The sequence below is a fragment of the Acidovorax sp. BL-A-41-H1 genome (assembly GCF_051942715.1).
This window is the reverse complement of the sequence record NZ_JBPVJQ010000006.1, coordinates 1195054-1214743: the sequence shown is the minus strand read 5'-3', so window position 1 is coordinate 1214743 and position 19690 is coordinate 1195054. Positions and strand designations below refer to the sequence as shown.

Here is a 19690-nt window from a genome sequence, read left to right as displayed (position 1 = left end):
CACCCGACCTATCCAGCACATCTGGTGAAGGGAGGGAACGCCAAGAAGTGCAGCATGCCATGTTTTGAATTGCAAATCGGCAAGCAAACACCCATGGTGATTGGGCCTCGAAGTGTCTCGAAGCTGGGAGCTGTCATTCGCGTCTACGTTGGTGACCGACTGCCGTCGACGGCTCGCGACCTCATACTGAGCCAGTTGTATCGAGGTGAAAAGCGCTAAGGGTCCCGCACATCAACTCCCGACAATGACAGAGCTTACAACGCTATATTCCATCGGTATACGCGCTCCGGTGTCACTGTGAACAGCGCGAGTCCAGAGATAGTGTCCACGCGGCCAACGATGAGCATCAGCAGTGCATTGCTGTTCAGCTGGGACCGCGCCAACAGCAGTTGCATCGCTTCATCGTCCAAGCCCGACGCGTCAGGGTAGTCCTCGGCGTGGGTGTGCCACTCGCCAAGGTACAGGAGGCTCGTTCGCGACTGCTCTTGGATGGCAAGCTGTGCCGCGACAGGATTAGACCGATATCGATAGCGCGAGCGCTCGTCGCCGGAGTATGGGCCAGTGGCCTTGGTCACCTCGATGAGTTCTGGCGTGATCGTTCCGAACAGTTGGCCACCTGCCTCCGTTGCTCTGGATGAGAGCTGTCGATGCGCTCGTACATGCGACAGGACATCCACACCCAGGCAAACACGCTGATTGACATTCGCGAGACGCCCCACCACTGGCATCACCGCAACACGCATTTGGCGGAAGAGGGTCACCACGAATACTGCCTCACGGCATTGACTTCGGTGAAGCTTTTGCGGACGACTCCACCGAGGATAGCTACTGTCTCCCGGTCACCGAACCAGACGCGGCGACACGAAGCGGGAACCCTGCCAAGCAGGGCGTCCAGCGCAAGCTTGGCAGCCATGGCTATCGGCGTCTGAAGGTCGACCGCGCCGTGAGGCTGAAAAACATTGCCGCAGCCCGCCTCGACGATGAGGGCGCCTGAGCCCGCAGGCCAGTCAGTCAGGCGAAAAGCAGGATGTTCGCCCTCGAACCGGGACATCAGATCGTCCTTCCCGAAGAGCAGCACTGCATGGCCGGCGAGCGCGTACGCTTCCACCCATATGCTGAGATATGCGGGCGGACGGTCGAGCGTTTGCCGCCAAGAGTTCACAGCCGCCTCACCCTCAATGTCGAGCCCAGCCGTGACGATCATGTCCATGCCCGCGAGCTTGTCGAGGTCCGCAGGTCTGAGATGTTCAAACTTCGACGTAAATGTAGAGCCGATCCTCAAGTGCGGCAGCCTCCGCCGCAACTCGGTAGCTACGGCAATGGCCTTGTTCCAACCGAGGTAGGCGATTCCCAGCGTGTGGCGGCTCAAATTTGCGGACATCAGACTGTCGCTGTCAACGAAGCTCAGCTCGCCGACGCCGGCCTTGGCCAGCAATCCTGCGACTTCCGAGCCGACTGAGCCGCAGCCGATGAACCCAACCTTGCGAACCTGAAGCGACGTCTGGTCGGAGAAGTGGCCTCGGCCGTGGACCCATGGTGCATCGACGCGGCTGACCACTACGCGCTCAACGCGCTGCTGCGCCATGGCTCGCTTGATGTGCTCAGTGGGCACCTTGTTCCAACTGCGGAATCCGTTCTTGATCTTGTCGCTTTTGGCCCCGCTCGCAAGCACCGCCGCGAATACTGGTCCGGTGGCAGTTGTAGCCTCGAAAAGGAATACCGACTTCCGACTGGGCAGGAGCGTAGCGCGCACGGCATCCTCAGGCAGGCCGTTCACGGTGTCGCCCACGGTCTTCGGAAACTCAGCTGGAGCCCAAGGCTTCTTTAGCCGCACGAGAAGACACGGTAAGACGTCATGGTCACCGATCGGCGCTCCCGCGCCGACAAGCCATGCCTGGACATCCGCCTTGGTGTCAGCGACAACTAGCCTGGACATCCGGCTGTCTAGATGAAATGACACTTGGCGGGATTTCCCACCTGGCTTGACCAGGCTGACCACGCGCAAGTTCTCTTGCGGCCGAGTTGCCTGCTGAGCCCAATACGCTCCGAACTCTCGCGCGAACTCCATTGCGCATTTCTCCTCGGAGTAGTTCAAAAGCTCAAGCGCATCGCCAAAGTGGTGGCGGACGCGATCGGCGGCAGGTGCCGCCACTGTTGTGGGGCGTAGGCACAGCAAACCCTTGGGCTCAACATGAGGCCACCGGAAGTCACTACCCATGCCGGGCGCAAGAATTCGCAGTTGCGAATTCGGAAACGCCGCGTCGACGACCAAAAGGAAGTGATCAACACCAACCGGCCGGATCTCATTCTCAGATATCTCTACCCGCCACCCGTATTGAAAAATACGTGGAGACTGCTCGCGCAATTCCTCGGCGCTCATACGCCGCCAGCGTCCGGGACGTAGGCTCTGGAGTTCGGCCTCTATGGCCGAGATCAACTCGTGCGACGTCATCAGCCGAAGCGACCTCCGCCATCATCGCGCCGCGCGGGTTCGACCTTCGTCACGTTCATGACTGAGCCGCCGCCGGCGGCCTTCTTGGCTGCATCTGGATCGGGCTGGTCGGAAAAGAACGTCGTGTCAAAAACATCATCCCACGCCTGGCGGGCCTGCGCGCGGGTGCAGTCGTCCTTATCGAGCACGGCGAGCGAGTCGAGTGCCACCTGCAGGCAGGTACGGAAGTGCGTCACTTGCTCGTCGCCGTTCTCCGCTAGGTTCTTGTCGACGACGGGGTGAGCGATCTGTGTGGACCTGGCTATTGCCGCGTGGATCTTTCTCCAAGTCTCGCGCAGCGCAGTGTCGTCGCGGTTGGCACTAACCATGAAATGGTCGACGACCAGCTTGGTAATAGTGATGCCGCTGGTGGTCTTGGCCTTCCAGTCAGCGCGCCGCGCGAACTTCTTGGTCAGCTTGGTGATGCGTCGCAGCTGACTGCCGTCGGACTGGCCCTCGTCCAGTTCGCCGTCGTTTTGGTTGAGTCTCTTTACCTTGTCGTTGAACCAGCGTGTCACAGCCCGCGCGTCCGAAGTGATCCATTCATCGCCGCTAGCCAGTTCGTAACGCTCGGTTTCATTGCCCTGCCAGTCCTTCACGAAGATGATGCGGTACACGGGAACATCGATGTGATAGCCCACGGCGTAGGCTTGGCGGACACAGTTATTTTTGACCTCGGCCTCTTGCTTGAAGCGGCCGTCCCACTTAAGGGCATCGCAAACTCGTTGACGGGCGGCCAGCGGCGTCAAATGCAGGCCATCACCGTCCTTCAGGTCGTCATTCTGAAAGTAGGCTCCGTCATCGATGTCGTAGTCGTTCTCCGGGTCCTGCACCATGGTGCGCATCTGGTAGGACCCCTGGGACCGGACCTCTCGCGGCTGAGGTTTGCCAGCGGTGTCGAGGCCGTTATGAAGCCGCGTGCGACCGGCGTCGCGTCGCGTGCGCATATCCTGCTGCTGCTTCAGTGATAGCGTGACCTCGTCACTGTGGTAGGCGGTCATCTCGGCGTTGCAGTTGATATCAGCCATGGCTCATCCTGTTCTATGGGTGCAGCGGGGACTCGGAAAGCGCGGTCCGGAAGGCTTGCATGTGTGGGTTGTGCGCCTGGCCTGCCCAAGCGTAGTCGACGTCGGAAATGGCCTGACGCGCAAGCGCGTTGAGCAGCTTCGGCCGAGCATCGTCCATGTTGGATATCAACTCCTGCAACACCTTGGACGGGCACTGGGCAGGAAGGCGGTACGCGAAACTGCCGTCGTGACGTAGCTCCGCGACCTTGTTAGTAAGGTAGCCGTAGCCTACGGCCTGGGCATTCATACCCGCCTCGATGGCTTTTAGGCCGAATTTCCATCCCGGCGCGCCACGGTAGCGACCGCTATCGGTGACTTCTTCGCCGCCTTGGGCAGGTAGCGTGCCCAACATGAAGAGCTGGATTGGGCGCTCCTCCTCACGGTCATGAAGGATTTCGACCGCTTCCATCATGCCGACCAAGCCGGGATTGTTTGCCCACAGGCCCCCGTCGACGTAGGTGGCCGTGGTCGCACCATCACCGCCTGGTTCCTCAAGTTGGGCCATTGAGCGCAGGATGGGAGCTGCAGTGCTTGCCATGCAGAGATCGACCAGTGTGCGGCGATCGTCGCGGCCGTTCAAGCGACTCAGGTGCTTGGTTTTGAAAACTACCGCTGAATGGCGGTTGAGGTCGAGAGCTGGAATAGCCAACGCGATCTTGCGAGTCTCGTAAACCTCGCCAACCGTCGTTGTGCCCAACTTCGAGCTGAGGGCCTCACGCAAGGCCGCTTCGCCCTCGCGCAGGCCGCAACCGAAGTTGCGGATCAGGAAGTTCCCGATGACAGGCATAGACCGTAGCGTTTGGTACGGAAAGATCTTGCTCCCGTACTGTGCGTAGAGGTCCTGCACTGCCTGCAAAGGGATGCCTTTGGCCAGAGCGCTCGCGACTATGCCTCCTGTGCTCGTGCCGACGATAAGGTCGAATGCCTTGCCGATGTCGAGAGAGACGTTGTCGTGCCCCGCCTGCTTGGCAATACGCCCAGCGAAAGTAGAAAGGTAAGCGGCCTGATAGACCCCTCGCATGCCGCCTCCATCAAGGCACAGTACTCGAAAGGGTTTGCTTTCTACCGAATCATTCACCGCAATTTCCCATCAAATGTGTATTTTAGGATTGCACCTCAATTCAAGTGCAGCAACTTTTAAGGTCTTCCCTTGGGTTTTCTCTGAGCTAGACCAAAGTCCACAATGCTCCAGATGCCTTACTAGCTTTCTCATGACTAAACACGTATGAACTCTTTCCCCTCGTAGTAAACACTGATGTCTCCATCAGAGCTTATCTTAATGGCAAGCCCGTAGAATGAGGCCCCAATTGCAGCTTTAGTTCGGCTTCCCTCAGAACCATGTAATTCTCCAGGCGATTGTGGCTGGAGTACCGCGCCATATGCGGCGACTTCACCAGAATTCTTCAGCACCACAGCACCGTCTAGCGAAGCAAGCTCAACCGCTACAGATCGCGGCAGCGACTGAAACATTCGCGGTGCAACGACTTCATCAAAAGATGCGTCCGTGCTCTGACGGCCGGGATCACCAATCGCGTCGCCTAGTCGGACGATTTCGTGCAGCTTCTGCTTGTTGTGCAGAATTACAAGCAGTCCACCCGAACGCCGAAATGAAACATCTAGTGCAACGCGGTAGATCTTACCTACTACTCTCCCAAGGACCTGCTTGCGCACGCGCTGCGCCTTGGCTCTGTCACGAAGCAGCTTGATGAGATGCACATGGTTCCAATACTGCCACTGACCAAACCGATAAGAAAGCCGTAAGGTGCCTTCATCGAACACAAGAATGTCACCCTGGCGGCTCAGGGCGATTCCGCAACGACCGCCTCGGCTGGCTTTGGCGATTGACTCGGTCCAGTCAGGGAAATGATGCTTCTCCGATAGAGTTGCGGAATTTGCTCGGTCCAAGTCAATAAAGTCAACAAGGGCGCCATTTGTGGAGATGAGGTATGCCGTGCGAAAACCATCAGATAGTGCCTTGTACTTCTTACTCCGTAGGAAATCGCCGGGGAAAATATCAGAACCTGCAGGAGCGGGGTTATCTGGATCAAGGATACAGCCGAAGGTCAACGCCTTATTTTCATAACTCTGTTCCGACAGTGTGTGCAGCGTACGCAACACTTTTGAGACCGGCAACTTGAGTTTGTGATGCTGTTGTATGTGATCCGAAACAATGGATTCGTCAAAATCCCGAGACACCGCCTGTAGGGAAATCGGATCAAGGCGAAGAGTTGGAGAGTTTGAAAGAATTTCAGATATTCGCCGAGCAATCAAATCGCAGATATGGTGCTCTCGAATATCGATAATTTCAGAAGCCACGGAGCTGGCACCAGGAATGCTCCGGCGTCTCACTAAGGCACTGAGAGATACTGAATTTGGATTGACCTTTGCTCCAAAGGTAATCGTGATCCGAACTTCTCGTCTCTTGGAGTTTGTCCATACACACCCTGCATTGGCCCAAGAGGCTTCATGCCAACCTGTAATTTCCACGTGGGGAAGAAGGCGTTGCACTGCGCCTGCCGCGTGGTATACAAATGTGATTCCATGCTCTCCGAGATTTTTTTGCAATGAAGCCGAAAGCGCGAAATTTAACATTACTACAAATTTTTAACGAATAGTGATTGACATTTCAACTCAATCCCGGCACGCCGATCGGCAATATCCACCGCAAAAAATTGACGTAGACGAGTATCCGCTCTTGGCAAAGAGCTATGTTCTAAGCGAAAGGAAGATGAACCGCAATCACCGAACAGCCGAATTGGTTAAGCACCCAACGCGCTAAGACCTCGTTTACGCGAGGTTCCAAAAAATTCATAATAGTTCTCTACCCACCGGCCCGCTCATAAAGAACATGTCGGCCTTTACGGCTTCCAGCGCTGTGGGGTCAGTTTGGGCAATAAGCTCCTCCAGCGTGGAGCGGGGTGTGACCTTGGGCTCGATGATGACCATCTTGGATGGACATGCTCACAGACGCCCCGGCGTCAAGGCGCAGCTGGTTAAGGAACCAGGGCGGAATAGCCAACATGACAGAACCGCCTACATTGCGTAAATGAGTGATGTACATGGCTCGCTCCAGCCTGTTTGCTTTGGCTTAAATGCGCGTCTTGCAAGGGCACTGTGCTGCATCACAGCCAACCAAACCCTCGCAAACGCAATGAATGTAAACGAGATGTCGGTCAGCGACTAACTTCTACCCTCTCGTCCGAACCCACATCTGCAACGGCAAGACCTGAGAGCTTGAGGATATGCCTCTCAATGGTCAGTGCAAATGGCCTCAAGTCATCCAAAGGTAGGATGGCATACCCATCAGCGGTCCCAGATGGCCTATGGCCCTGCATTTGATCAACAGCTCCATGGGGAGCTACAGACCGTCCACGCTGCTTGTAAGCGCGACGCAGACCATGCAGAGTGAGGTGATCGATACCCGCCGCCTTGAGTGCCTTGGAAAGACTGGCACGAGCATCAACAATATGTCCACGCTTTCCGGTGCCTGCGAAGATGAACTCATTGATTTTTGGCTGGGCACTCAACAGCTTCGCGAGGAACGGAGTAAGGGGTATCACCCGCGCGCCCTCGACTTTGTCTGCCACGGTCAACTTCATCCAGCGGAAATCCACATCTACCCATTTGAGCGCCGCAAGCGCTTCTCTGCGAACCCCCGTCAGGAGCAGCGCCTGTAGATAACGCGCCGCCGTTCGATTCGGGAGCTGATCAACAGCATTCCACCAGGGCACCATCTGAGCGGTTTCAAGCACATCCGTCCGACGCGTCATTGGCGGCAAATTCTCCAGAATCGCGGCAGAGCGACCGGCATCCCTATTGACGATACGACGATACTCTGGACGACCAGAACACCAGCGAAGGAAGCCTCTGAACATCATCAAGGCCCTGGCAGCTTGATGCCGGCCACGAAGTGACTCTTGCTCGTACCAACCTTGGAGTACGTCTTCATCAACGGATGCCAATGGCTGCCCCATCAGTGGAAACAATGGCCCTGACTTGGTCAGCCCTGCGCCCCGCTTTTTCTTGACGCCACCTGGGCTGGACATTGCGTGGAGATCAGCAAGATAACGAGGCTTCCAACCGTCTTTGCGCTTGGGCTTACCTTGGACTAGGTACAACTCCCATACATCCCCAACCAAGATCGACTGGGCTGCAGCCTGCTCAGCCTCCTGCTGGACTGTCCTCGCGAGCTGGGCTGCTTTTTCAGCTTCGCCAAGCCTAGGGTCAACACCTTGCTCAGTCAGACCCCGCAAGCGGTGGGCCTCAGAACGTGCATCGGCAATGGAGATAGTGGGCCATTCACCAAGGGCGCGGGTAAAGAGCTTGCCTTTCACCCGAGTCTCAAACTGCCAGTGCTTTCCACCAGCAGCCGTCACTCTGAGGCGTAGTCCTTTCTTCTCTGCATCCTTGATGAGAACAAATGATTTGCCAGGTGGGCAGACCGCGCGATCAAGCAAGCCATGAGTCAGGTCGTGAGAAACGGTGAAATCGATGATCGCGTTTTTGCTGGGGCGTGCCATAAAGCCATGTCCGTAAAATTTACAGACATTTTACAGACTGACAGTTTCAATTTTTAGGCATTCAAATCAACAGCAACGTTTACGGCGCGTGCATGTTTCGGACGTATGTTGTTGTTCTATATAGGATTTATAACATACATCAATTGCCATCAACACATCAAACATCTCATTCGTAATGAGAAGGTCGGGTGTTCGATTCATCTCTCCGGCACCAGTCAGAAGCCTTTGGTTCGCAAGAACCAAAGGCTTTTTTGTTGGGGCACGTAAAAACACCCTAGAAGCCCCCTCCGCGCACTGCACTGCAGGGCTGCGCATTTTTTGTTTTGCAACAGGCAAGCTGTGCGACAGACTTGCAGATGCGCAGCGTACGCGTGGGGCACCTGATACCGCGCGTACCAAGCATCCATCCATTGCAGAGCATCACCATGACATTCGAGCGCAGGGAGCCTGTTGACCGGCGATCCGGAAGCGACCGGCGACAGCAAGAACAAGGGCCACCCAGCACCTTTGAGCGCAGGCGTGCGGTGGAAGCGCGGCAGCCTGAGCTCACAGAACTGCACCTGACCGAAGATGAACTCAAAGCGCTGGGCTTTGCGCCGGTGAAGCCGATGAAAATAACGGCCAAGCCGAACAATTAGCCCAAGCGGGTGCACCCGGTAATGCCTGGCCACGCCACCTTGCCAGCAGTGCTGGTATGCCGTATTCAGTCCTGGGCTGGATTGGATTCGAGCAGCGATTCGGTGACAAGTGCTCTATGGGCCACCATGTCGAGCGCAGGGCGCGCGTTGCCTTGCTTGTCCGTCCATACGCGCGGCGTCAGGGCCCCGGCCAGCGCTACCGCGTCGCCTTCACGCAGCCGCCGGAGCCCATCCTGGCACGCCGCGTCGAAAGCAATCACATTCACCAGGACGCCCTCGCCCTCTCCCGTGCTGGCCTTCATCTTGACCACGGTGAAAGCCTTGCCAAACTTGTCGACGCGCTGCTCTGCATCGGTGTGGAGCCGGCCGGCGACGATTCCGTCAATCATGTCGATTCCTCAGCCCGGTGGGCAGATCTGTTGGGTCAGGCAGCAGTGCGCTGCGTGACAAGTCGCGGGAGGTGCATTACGCGACAGGTCACGGCGCAAGATCGGCGCGCCACCCGGACAATGGCGCCCACTCCCCGGCAAGCATTCGAACGCACAGCAAAAAAGCCCAGAACCTTTCGATTCTGGGCTTTTGCTATCAATGGTCGGCGTGGCGGGATTCGAACTCGCGACCCCTTGCACCCCATGCAAGTGCGCTACCAGGCTGCGCTACACGCCGACAGGACTTAGATTATATGCAGAAAAACAGGTCAGTTCGGGGAAAGCAGCGCACGGATTTCAAATAATTCCTTGCGCATTGCGTGGGCGTCGAACGCCATGTCCCGCGTCTCAATGGAAAGATCCTGAAGTCCATCCCTCAACAACTCGGGGGGCACGGAATCGGCAAAATCCTGATCACCGCCTGCCTCCGGCGCCCGGCCACTCTGCACCAGCTCCTGAAGGCGGTTGCGCGCCCCACTGATGGTGAACCCCTGGTCATATAGCAGATCGCGGATGCGCCGGATCATCAGCACTTCATGGTGCTGGTAGTACCGGCGGTTGCCCCGGCGCTTCATGGGGCGCAACTGCGTGAACTCCTGCTCCCAGTACCGCAAAACGTGCGGTTTGACGCCGCACAGCTCCGCAACCTCACCGATGGTGAAGTAGCGCTTGGCAGGGATGGAAGGAAGGGCGGTTGCCATGTTGTGCGGATCCAGACCGGTGAGCCGGCAAGCGTACTGCAGACGTGCAGTTGCCGCCAGCCACCGATGGCTATCCCATCAGGTATTTGACAAAAACATCACGTCGCAGATGCAGACTGGATCTGTTCTTTGAGCTTGCTGCTGGCGTGGAACGTGACCACACGCCGTGCCTGAATGGGAATGGCCTCACCAGTGCGCGGATTCCGACCGGGACGCGGAGCCTTTGTACGAATCTGGAAATTGCCAAAACCCGAGAGCTTGACGTCGCGCCCTTCGACCAGGCTTTGGGACACTAGGTCGAAAAACGCATCGATCATGTCCTTGGACTCGCGCTTGTTCAAACCGATCTGGTCAAACAGGAGGTCGGCCAGCTGCGCCTTGGTCAGCGCAGGAGTCTCCAGAGACTCCACTGCAAATTCGATCATGGGTCGCACCTTTGCTTCATCAGCCATGTGTCAGACGCGCAGCCGTGCGCCGGCGCGCTCTTTGAGCTGCGCGATCACCAGCTGCACTGTCGACTCGATTTCCGCGTCGGTCAACGTGGCTTCGTCCCGGCCAAGCGTCAGCCTGACTGCGAGGCTCTTCTCGCCCTGCCCTACCTGCGCAGCAGCAGGCGCTGCTTCACCGTCGCGCAACGGCTTGGGGCGGTATACGTCAAAGAGCACGGCAGAGCGCAGCAAACCGCCAGGTACCGCTTCGCGGACTGCTGCCATCACCTCGGCATGCGTCACGCGCTCGGCCACGACCACGGCCAGATCACGCTCCACAGCTTGGTGCTTTGCCACCGGCTTGAACACGGGAACCGACCGGGCGAGCACAGCGTCCAGATCCAGCTCGAACATCAGCGGGGCCTGCGGAAGATCCCAGCCCTGACGCCACTGCGGATGAAGCTCGCCCACGAAGCCGATGGCGCGCCCATTGAGTACAACCCGCGCACAGCGGCCGGGGTGCATGGACGGATGATTGCCCGGCTCAAAAGATGCCTGCAGCGGAGCCAGCAAGGCTTCCACGTCACCCTTCACATCGAAGAAATCCACGCCCTGCTCGGTGCGGCCCCACTGGAGTGCATCGGCAGGACCATAGGCCAACCCTGCAACCCGCATCGGCTGGTGGAAACCCTCCACCGTGGTGTCGGTGTTGCGCACGCCCTCGTCACGCAAGAACACCCGGCCGAGTTCGAATACGCGCACCCGCTGAGCCTTGCGGTCCAGGTTGAACTTCAAAACTTGTAGCAACGAACCCAGCAAAGACGAGCGCATCACGTTCATCTGGCTTGCAATCGGGTTCAGCAGGCGTATGGGCGTGTCGTTGCCGGCCAGCTCGCGCTCCCAGCGTTCTTCCACAAAGCTGAAGTTGATGGTCTCCTGATACCCGAAGCCAGCCAGCGCATGGCGCACCGCAAACGCGCTGCGGGTGGCTTCTGCCGGTAGCTTGGGCGTGATGGGGGCCAGCGGCGGCGTGGTGGGCAGGCTGTTGTAGCCAACGATCCTCGCGATCTCTTCGATCAGGTCTTCTTCGATGTTGATGTCGAAACGGTAGGCGGGAGGGATAACGGTGAGCGTGCCTTCGCCTTGTGCGACGTCCAGGCCCAGGCGCTGCAGTGCACCTGCGCACTGCACTTGGCTCAGAGGCATGCCAATCACCTTGGCGGCGCGTGCCACACGCAGCGTGACCGGCTTCGCCGCCGGCATGTTGACAGTCTGGTCATCGATAGGGCCGCAGGCAGTGTCGGGAGTGCCGCAGATGTCGATGATCAACTGCGTGATGCGCTCAATGTGCTCCACCGTCAGGCTCGGGTCCACGCCACGCTCGAATCGGTGCCCCGCATCGGTCGAGAAGTTGAACCGGCGCGACCTGCCGGCCACAGCCTTGGGCCACCAGAATGCAGCTTCCACGTAGATGTGGCGTGTGTCATCGGACACCGCCGTGGCGTCGCCGCCCATGATGCCGGCCAGCGATTCCACCGCCTGGGCATCGGCAATGACGCCGACCTTATCGTCCACCGTGATGGTGTTGCCGTTGAGCAGCTTGAGCGTCTCGCCCAGCTTTCCCCAGCGAACGTCCAGACCGCCGTGGATCTTGTCGAGGTCAAAGATGTGCGAAGGGCGGCCCAGCTCGAACATCACGTAGTTGGAAATGTCCACCAGCGGCGACACACCGCGCTGGCCGCAGCGTGCGAGGCGGTCCAGCATCCACTGCGGCGTGGCCGCGCGGGTGTTGACGTTGCGCACGATCCGGCCGGAAAAGCGGCCACACAGATCCGGCGCGCTGACCCGCACAGCGAGCTTGTCCGCCAGCGTGGCTGAAAGGGACGGGTACTGGGGTTGCACCAGCGGCGCGCCGGTCAGCGCCGACAGCTCGCGCGCGATGCCAAACACGCTCAGGCAATGCGCCAGGTTGGGCGTGAGCTTGAGCGTGAAAAGCGTGTCGTCCAGATCCAGGTGCGCCCGGATGTCTTGCCCCACGGGCGCATGGGCCGCGAGCTCGAGTAGCCCGCCATGGTCTTCTGACAGCTTGAGTTCGCGGGCAGAGCACAACATGCCCTGGCTTTCCACACCACGCAGCTTGCCCACCTTGATGAGAAACGGCTTGCCGTCATCGCCCGGCGGAAGCTCGGCCCCCACCAGCGCGCAAGGCACCTTGATGCCCACGCGCGCATTGGGCGCGCCACACACGATATTGAGCATCGAGCCCTGCCCCACGTCCACCTGGCAAATGCGCAGACGATCGGCATCAGGGTGCTGCACAGCCTCCTTGATTTCGCCCACCACGATCTTGGAAAAAGGCGGCGCCACGGGGCGCAGCTCTTCGACTTCAAGACCAGCCATGGTGAGCGTCTCTGCAAGCTCGGCAGTCGTCAGAGGTGGGTTGCAAAATTCGCGCAACCAGGATTCAGGAAATTGCATAGTCAGACATGTATTCGGTGGGTGCCGACACGGCACGGGCGCATTTCAGGCGCGGCTGTCTTACTGGAACTGCGTCAAAAAGCGGATGTCGCCGTCAAAGAACAGGCGCAGGTCGTTCACGCCGTAGCGCAACATGGTCAGGCGGTCGGGCCCCATGCCAAACGCAAAGCCGATGTATTTTTCAGGGTCCAGCCCCATGTTGCGCACCACGTTCGGGTGCACTTGGCCCGAGCCAGCCACTTCCAGCCAGCGACCAGCCAGCGGGCCTGTCTGGAACTGGATATCGATCTCGGCACTGGGCTCGGTGAACGGAAAGAAGCTCGGACGGAAACGCAGGACCAGGTCGTCGCTTTCGAAAAAGGTACGGCAAAAGTCCGTGAAGATGACCTTGAGATCCTTGAAGCTCACGTTCTCGCCGATCCACAGGCCTTCGCACTGGTGGAACATGGGCGAATGGGTGGCGTCGCTGTCCACCCGGTAGGTGCGGCCGGGTGCAATCACGCGGATCTCGGGCATGGCCTGCCCGGCATCCAGTGCCGCACGGTGCTTTTTGACGTGCTGGACCGCATGGCGGATTTGCATGGGGCTCGTGTGCGTTCGCAGCAGGTTGGGAGCGGTGGCAGTGCCGCCCTCAACATAGAAGGTGTCGTGCATCGAACGCGCCGGATGATCCACGGGCGTGTTGAGTGCCGTGAAATTGAACCAGTCGGTCTCGATCTCGGGGCCCTCGGCCACGTCAAAACCCATGGAGCCGAAGATGCGCTCAATACGCTCAAGGGTGAGCGACACAGGGTGCAGACCGCCCTGGCCACGCTGGCGGCCCGGCAGGCTCACGTCGAGCGCTTCGGCTTTCAGCTGGGCCTGCAACTCCGCGTCGGCGAGCGCCTGACGACGGGCGGTCAACGCAGCTTCGATCGCCTGCTTGGCGACATTGATGGCTGCCCCGCGCGATTTCTTTTCCTCGACGGAAAGCTGCGCCATGCCTTTCATGAGCTCGGTCACGCGGCCTGACTTGCCCAGAAACTGGGCCTTGGCATTTTCGAGCTCAGCAGGAGTGTTCGCTTGCGCAAACAGTTGCGCAGCGCTTTCGACCAGGGAATCCAACTCGTTCATATCGACTCTTGAAAATAAACAAGGGCTAGTGCCTTTTCAAGCTCTAGCCCTTACTGTTATTGCGCAAGAAGCTATCAAAAAGATAGCCCCTTATCGTGATCTCAAGCAGCCAGCTTGGCCTTGACTTGGTTCACGATGCTGCCGAAGGCAGCCTTGTCGTGCACGGCGAGGTCGGCCAGCATCTTGCGGTCGATCTCGATGGATGCCTTCTTCAGGCCGTTGGCGAACTGGCTGTAGGTCAGGCCCAGTTCACGGGCAGCGGCGTTGATACGGGCGATCCACAACTGGCGGAACACGCGCTTCTTGGTGCGGCGGTCACGGTAGGCATATTGCCCAGCCTTCATTACCGCCTGTTTGGCGATACGGTAGACATTACCGCGGCGACCACGGAAGCCCTTAGCAAGGGCGAGAACTTTCTTGTGACGGGCACGGGCCGTTACACCACGTTTGACGCGAGGCATGTATGTACTCCTTGTTCGTCAGTAAATTAAACGCCCATGCCGGGCAGCATCTGTGAAATCGAGCCCATATTGGTCTCGTGCACAGCGACTGCACCACGCAGGTGGCGCTTGTTCTTGGTGGTCTTCTTGGTCAAGATGTGACGCTTGAAGGCTTGACCGCGCTTGACGGTGCCACCGGGACGAACGCGGAAACGTTTTTTCGCGCTGCTCTTGGTCTTCATTTTGGGCATGTGAATGCTCCTTTTTCGTTGTGCTCGTGAGGCGTTTGCAAACCGATCTGCAAACTTGTTGGCCCCGAGCCACTTTTACGAAAGGCTTTCGCCTTTCGGTGTGGCAGCGCTTGCGCACTGCCTTTTGACGCCATCTCCCCAAAGGGAGGCAGCGCGCAAATTTCTATCGATCATCCTCGCCTGACGCCGCGAGCGTCAGGCTGCAGATCCTTCAGCTGCAGGCTTGGCGGCAGCCGGCTTCTTCTTGCCGGGTGCAATCATCATGATCATCTGGCGACCTTCCAGCTTGGGAAACTGCTCGATGATGATGGTGTCGGCCAGCTCGTCGCGAATGCGGTTGAGAAGTGCCAGACCCAGCTCCTGGTGCGTGATTTCACGGCCACGGAACCGCAGCGTGATCTTGCACTTGTCACCATCCGCCAGGAAGCGACGGATATTGCGCATCTTGATGTTGTAGTCGCCATCGTCCGTACCCGGACGGAACTTGACTTCCTTGATCTCGATGACCGTTTGCTTGGCTTTGGCCTCAGCCGCACGCTTTTGCTCCTGGTACTTGAACTTGCCGTAGTCCATCAGGCGGCACACCGGAGGGTTTGCCGTGGCAGCAATTTCAACCAGATCCACGTCCAGTTCACCAGCCATGCGCAAGGCCTCCATCAGGCTCACAACGCCGAGGGGCTCATTTTCCGGTCCGGAAAGTCGAACTTCCGGGGCCATGATTTCACGGTTCAGGCGGTGCTTGCGCTCTTCACGGTGGCGACGATCACGAAATTCAGTAGCGATGGCTATCTTCCTTCAATCAAAACACTACAAATCTTGTAGCAACAACCGCAAGCAAGGCGCGCGTCAAAGCAGGTTTCAATTAAAAAATCAGGCTTTGTTGGCGATGTCTTGGGCAATCAGCTCTGCGAAGGCCTCTACCGACATCACTCCGAGGTCTCGATTACCCCGGGCACGCACCGCTACGGCTCCAGCAGCCTTCTCCTTGTCGCCCGCGACGAGGATGTAAGGCAGCTTTTGCAACGAATGCTCCCGTATTTTATACGTAATCTTCTCGTTACGCAGATCGAGGGCCACCCTAAGGCCTTGATTGGGCAGCGCTTTTTCCAGTTTTGCAGCGATTTCGCGACAGTAATCGGACTGAGCGTCGGTAATGTTGAGCACTGATACCTGCACAGGAGCGAGCCAGGTGGGCAACGCGCCTGCGTGCTGCTCGATCAGGATCCCGATGAAGCGCTCCAGGCTGCCCACGATCGCCCGGTGCAGCATGATGGGCCGGTGGCGTGCACCGTCTTCGCCCACAAACTCGGCATCCAGCCGCTCAGGCATGTTGGGATCAACCTGGATCGTTCCGCATTGCCATGGGCGCCCCAGCGCGTCCTTGAGCGTGTACTCGATCTTGGGGCCATAGAACGCGCCTTCGCCAGGCAGGTACTCGAACTCGCAACCGGACGCCCGCAGGCCTTCTGCCAGCGCGTTCTCGGCGCGGTCCCAGCTTTCTTCGCTGCCGATACGTTTTTCAGGCCGGGTGGACAGCTTGTAGATGATGTCCTTGAAGCCGAAATCCCGGTAGACCTTTTGCAGTAACGTGGTGAACGCAACCACTTCCGACTGGATCTGGTCTTCGGTGCAAAAAATGTGGCCGTCGTCCTGTGTAAATGCACGCACGCGCATGATGCCGTGCAGGCCACCGGTCGGCTCGTTGCGGTGGCACTGACCAAACTCGCCAAAGCGCAACGGCAGGTCGCGGTAGCTCTTGATACCCTGCTTGAAGATGATGATGTGCCCGGGGCAGTTCATCGGCTTGAGCGCGTAGTCGCGCTTTTCCGATTCGGTCACGAACATGTTCTCGCGGTACTTGTCCCAGTGGCCAGTTTTTTCCCACAGCCCCTGGTCCAGAATCTGCGGCCCCTTGACTTCCTGGTAGCCGTTGTCGCGGTACACGCGGCGCATGTACTGCTCCACTTCCTGCCACACCGTCCACCCCTTGGGGTGCCAGAACACCGTGCCTGGCGAGTGCTCGTCGATGTGGAAAAGGTCCAGCTCACGGCCGAGCTTGCGGTGGTCGCGCTTCTCGGCCTCCTCCAGCATCGTCAGATACTGCTGCAGCTCATCCTTGGTAGCCCAGGCCGTGCCATACACCCGCTGCAGCATCTCGTTGCGGTGGTCCCCGCGCCAGTAGGCACCTGCGACCTTCATGAGCTTGAAGAACTTGAGCTTGCCGGTGCTGGGTACGTGGGGTCCGCGGCACAGGTCTTCAAAATTCCCTTCGCGGTACAGGCTCACATCTTCATTGCTGGGGATGCTGGCAATGATTTCCGCCTTGTAGTGTTCACCCAGGCCTTTGAAGTACGCCACCGCCTCATCGCGCGGCAACACACGGCGTACCACCGGCTCGTCCTTGGCTGCCAGTTCGGCCATGCGTTTTTCAATGGCGACCAAGTCTTCAGGCGTGAAAGGACGCTTGTAGGCAAAGTCGTAATAAAAGCCGTTCTCGATCACCGGACCGATGGTGACTTGCGCATCGGGAAACAGCTCTTTCACGGCATAGGCCAGCAAGTGCGCGGTGGAGTGGCGGATCACATCCAGCCCATCTGCATCCTTGGCCGTGATGATGGACAGCGGGCTGTCTGCCGTGATCTGGTGACTGGTGTCCACCACCTTGTCACCAATCTTGCCTGCCAACGCGGCCTTGGCCAGGCCCGAACCGATGGAGGCAGCAACTTCGGCCACCGTGACGGGGCCTGGAAAATCGCGCTGGGAGCCGTCGGGAAGCGTGATGTGAACCATGGAAAAACTCTTTCTTTTCAATCAGTGCAATGGGTACGGGCACGCGCCAGGCCCAGAAAACAAAAAAGCGCGGAACGGGTCCGCGCTTTCTGGAGGGTGTGCAATCTCGTGCAGGCGCGAACAGCCAGCCTTAGAGGCCGGTCAACATCTCCGATGTAGTTCGCGGTGTCATAACCAGATTGCCTTTCTCGCTCTTGTGCAGTGAATTTGCCCCGATTTTAACCTGACTACCCAGTAAAAAAGCCCGAAGCAGCTGCTTCGGGCTTTTGGCGAGTGCATTTTGCGCCACAGCAGAGCGGCACAAAAAGCCCTCAGATCAGTGGAACTGCTCTTCTTCGGTCGAACCCGTCAGGGCCTTCACGGAGGACGAACCGCCCTGGATAACGGTGGTCACGTCGTCGAAGTAGCCTGCGCCCACTTCCTGCTGGTGCGACACAAAGGTGTAGCCCTTTTCACGGGCTGCGAATTCAGGCTCCTGCACCATGTTCACGTAGTGCTTCATGCCTTCGCCGTTGGCGTATGCATGGGCGAACTGGAAGGTGTTGAACCAGTTGATGTGGATACCGGCCAGCGTAATGAACTGATACTTGTAGCCCAGCGCCGACAGGTCTTCCTGGAACGAAGCGATCTGGCTGTCGTTGAGGTTCTTCTTCCAGTTGAACGATGGCGAGCAGTTGTACGACAGCAGCTTGCCTGGGCAGGCAGCGTGCACGGCTTGCGCAAACTCACGGGCGAAGCCGATGTCTGGCACGCCGGTTTCGCACCACACCAGGTCAGCGTAGGGGGCGTAAGCCACGCCGCGGCTGATGGCTTGCTCCAGGCCGTTCTTGACGCGGTAGAAACCTTCTTGCGTGCGCTCGCCGGTCAGGAAAGGCTTGTCGTTGGCGTCATGATCGGACGTAATCAGGTTGGCGGCTTCTGCATCGGTGCGCGCCAGCACGATGGTGGACACGCCCATCACGTCGGCTGCAAAGCGGGCAGAAATCAGCTTTTCGCACGCTTCTTGCGTAGGCACCAGCACCTTGCCACCCATGTGGCCGCACTTCTTCACGGCGGCCAGCTGGTCTTCAAAGTGAACGCCTGCTGCGCCCGACTGGATCATGTTCTTCATGAGTTCGAATGCGTTCAGCACGCCGCCGAAACCGGCTTCTGCGTCAGCAACGATGGGCAGGAAATAGTCGATGAATTCCTTGTCGCCGGGGTTGATACCGCGGCCCCACTGGATTTCGTCAGCGCGCTTGAAGGTGTTGTTGATGCGGCGGACCATGGTGGGCACCGAGTCGTAGGCGTACAGCGACTGGTCGGGGTACATGGTTTCCGACGTGTTGCCGTCCGCTGCAACTTGCCAGCCAGACAGGTACACAGCTTCCAGGCCAGCCTTGGCCTGCTGCATGGCCTGGCCGGCGGAGATGGCGCCAAAAGCGTTGACGTAGCCCTTCTTGGCGCCGCCGTTGATCTTGTCCCACAGCTTTTCAGCGCCGCGCTTGGCCAGCGTGTGCTCGATAGGCAGCGAACCGCGCAGGCGCACCACGTCGGCTGCGGAGTAGCCGCGCTTCACACCCTTCCAGCGTGGGTTCTGGGCCCAGTCTTTTTCCAGGGCGGCAATTTGCTGTTCGCGGCTGAGTTGTTCGTTCAGGGATTGGGGCATGAGATCACTCCAAAGGTAGGTTGAAAACGGCGGGCTGCCTTTGCCGCCCTTGGGGTGTACTTTAAGTCTTCTATAAGACTCGCGCAAGCTCTTATGTCTTATAGAAGAGATAAATTATTTGCTTATGAATCAATGACTTGCATATCGCATTTCTCAATACGGGAAACAATCTCTCATATTGAGAAAATTTGACGCATTGCAGCAGAACAGAATTCCGCAATACAAAAGCCGTTTTCCGTATCGCAAAAAATCAGCGGCCTACTTCCGCCAGCCAGTCACCCCCCGATATCGCTGCGGCCGTCGCCACATAAGCAGGATTGATTTCATACAAGAAACACTCGACATCCACACCATCCACCCCGACTAAAACGCTCCGCTTGGCGTACTCATCGGTAGGCTGCGGTCCAAGGTCCTCAATGATGTCGAGCACGGCTTCGAGCGCCGGCTCCACCTCGTAGACCTCGCCGACGACCCAACCTCCGGCTCCAAGCTTCAGACCTGGATAGGCGCCGAGGCAATACAGCGTGCCCTGCACTTTTGACATCCCGATAAACCGCGGCGCAGGCTGCAGCCGAGTGATGTCGTTGGAGCCCCCACGGCGCAGCGTACCGTAGACGAAAACGCGTCGTGCGTGATCTGACCCTGTGCGTCCATCAGGCATGATTCGGTCACCTTTGATGTTGAAGAAACCGCAGTC

18 protein-coding genes and 1 tRNA gene are annotated in these 19690 nt (G+C 58.4%); 1 reads left to right on the top strand and 18 read right to left on the bottom strand.

Translation table 11 applies throughout. From position 1 onward, the window contains the following. Nucleotides 1-254 precede the first annotated feature (254 nt). From ACTPOI_RS18800 to ACTPOI_RS18775, 6 genes are all read right to left on the bottom strand, one after another. Nucleotides 255-761, bottom strand: coding sequence for a hypothetical protein (locus ACTPOI_RS18800; protein ID WP_440111514.1), 507 nt, complete (start codon nucleotides 759-761; stop codon nucleotides 255-257). Further along, the gene (locus ACTPOI_RS18795; protein ID WP_440111512.1) at nucleotides 758-2452 is read right to left on the bottom strand and encodes a ThiF family adenylyltransferase; all 1695 of its coding nucleotides are present in this window, start codon (nucleotides 2450-2452) and stop codon (nucleotides 758-760) included. The genes ACTPOI_RS18800 and ACTPOI_RS18795 overlap by 4 nt, the downstream gene beginning before the upstream one ends. Next, nucleotides 2452-3519: a cyclic GMP-AMP synthase DncV-like nucleotidyltransferase gene (locus ACTPOI_RS18790; RefSeq protein ID WP_440111510.1), complete on the bottom strand. Its 1068-nt coding sequence runs from the start codon at nucleotides 3517-3519 to the stop codon at nucleotides 2452-2454. The genes ACTPOI_RS18795 and ACTPOI_RS18790 overlap by 1 nt, the downstream gene beginning before the upstream one ends. A 13-nt stretch (nucleotides 3520-3532) precedes the next feature. Further along, entirely contained in the window at nucleotides 3533-4636 is a 1104-nt protein-coding gene (locus ACTPOI_RS18785; protein WP_440111508.1) for a patatin-like phospholipase family protein, read from the bottom strand. Nucleotides 4637-4773: 137 nt separating this feature from the next. Beyond that, nucleotides 4774-5874: a hypothetical protein gene (locus ACTPOI_RS18780; RefSeq protein ID WP_440111506.1), complete on the bottom strand. Its 1101-nt coding sequence runs from the start codon at nucleotides 5872-5874 to the stop codon at nucleotides 4774-4776. 857 nt (nucleotides 5875-6731) lie between these two features. Then, nucleotides 6732-8078 carry a tyrosine-type recombinase/integrase gene (locus ACTPOI_RS18775; RefSeq protein WP_440111504.1) on the bottom strand — a complete coding sequence of 449 codons (1347 nt, stop codon included), beginning with the start codon at nucleotides 8076-8078 and terminating at the stop codon, nucleotides 6732-6734. A gap of 425 nt (nucleotides 8079-8503) precedes the next feature. Here ACTPOI_RS18775 and ACTPOI_RS18770 point away from each other — a divergent pair, with 425 nt between their 5' ends. Then, nucleotides 8504-8716: a hypothetical protein gene (locus tag ACTPOI_RS18770; RefSeq protein ID WP_440111502.1), complete on the top strand. Its 213-nt coding sequence runs from the start codon at nucleotides 8504-8506 to the stop codon at nucleotides 8714-8716. 65 nt (nucleotides 8717-8781) lie between these two features. On the opposite strand, the gene ACTPOI_RS18765 is transcribed toward ACTPOI_RS18770, so the two are convergent. From ACTPOI_RS18765 to ACTPOI_RS18710, 12 genes are all read right to left on the bottom strand, one after another. Then, nucleotides 8782-9105, bottom strand: coding sequence for a single-stranded DNA-binding protein (locus ACTPOI_RS18765; RefSeq protein WP_440111500.1), 324 nt, complete (start codon nucleotides 9103-9105; stop codon nucleotides 8782-8784). Nucleotides 9106-9305: 200 nt separating this feature from the next. Beyond that, nucleotides 9306-9382: transfer RNA gene (locus ACTPOI_RS18760), tRNA-Pro, on the bottom strand. A gap of 31 nt (nucleotides 9383-9413) precedes the next feature. Further along, nucleotides 9414-9845 carry a MerR family transcriptional regulator gene (locus ACTPOI_RS18755; protein ID WP_440111498.1) on the bottom strand — a complete coding sequence of 144 codons (432 nt, stop codon included), beginning with the start codon at nucleotides 9843-9845 and terminating at the stop codon, nucleotides 9414-9416. Between the two features lie 98 nt (nucleotides 9846-9943). After that, nucleotides 9944-10270 (bottom strand): integration host factor subunit alpha, encoded by a 327-nt coding sequence (locus tag ACTPOI_RS18750; protein ID WP_440111496.1) that lies wholly within the window; start codon nucleotides 10268-10270, stop codon nucleotides 9944-9946. Nucleotides 10271-10300: 30 nt separating this feature from the next. Beyond that, on the bottom strand, nucleotides 10301-12751 hold the full coding sequence (gene pheT / locus ACTPOI_RS18745; protein WP_440111494.1) for a phenylalanine--tRNA ligase subunit beta: 2451 nt from the start codon (nucleotides 12749-12751) through the stop codon (nucleotides 10301-10303). A gap of 60 nt (nucleotides 12752-12811) precedes the next feature. Further along, nucleotides 12812-13864, bottom strand: a complete 1053-nt coding sequence (pheS, locus tag ACTPOI_RS18740; RefSeq protein WP_440111492.1) for a phenylalanine--tRNA ligase subunit alpha — start codon at nucleotides 13862-13864, stop codon at nucleotides 12812-12814. Nucleotides 13865-13965: 101 nt separating this feature from the next. Beyond that, nucleotides 13966-14325: a 50S ribosomal protein L20 gene (gene rplT, locus ACTPOI_RS18735; protein ID WP_121420463.1), complete on the bottom strand. Its 360-nt coding sequence runs from the start codon at nucleotides 14323-14325 to the stop codon at nucleotides 13966-13968. Between the two features lie 26 nt (nucleotides 14326-14351). After that, nucleotides 14352-14555 (bottom strand): 50S ribosomal protein L35, encoded by a 204-nt coding sequence (gene rpmI, locus ACTPOI_RS18730; protein WP_008904041.1) that lies wholly within the window; start codon nucleotides 14553-14555, stop codon nucleotides 14352-14354. 195 nt (nucleotides 14556-14750) lie between these two features. Beyond that, nucleotides 14751-15344: a translation initiation factor IF-3 gene (gene infC, locus ACTPOI_RS18725; protein WP_083235507.1), complete on the bottom strand. Its 594-nt coding sequence runs from the start codon at nucleotides 15342-15344 to the stop codon at nucleotides 14751-14753. An 81-nt stretch (nucleotides 15345-15425) separates the two neighbouring features. Next, the gene (gene thrS / locus ACTPOI_RS18720; RefSeq protein ID WP_440111489.1) at nucleotides 15426-17345 is read right to left on the bottom strand and encodes a threonine--tRNA ligase; all 1920 of its coding nucleotides are present in this window, start codon (nucleotides 17343-17345) and stop codon (nucleotides 15426-15428) included. A gap of 316 nt (nucleotides 17346-17661) precedes the next feature. Then, a complete protein-coding gene (gene aceA / locus ACTPOI_RS18715) occupies nucleotides 17662-18993 on the bottom strand; it encodes an isocitrate lyase (RefSeq protein WP_440111487.1) in 1332 nt (443 codons plus the stop codon). 250 nt (nucleotides 18994-19243) lie between these two features. Then, nucleotides 19244-19654, bottom strand: a complete 411-nt coding sequence (locus tag ACTPOI_RS18710; protein WP_440111485.1) for a gamma-glutamylcyclotransferase family protein — start codon at nucleotides 19652-19654, stop codon at nucleotides 19244-19246. Nucleotides 19655-19690 lie beyond the last annotated feature (36 nt).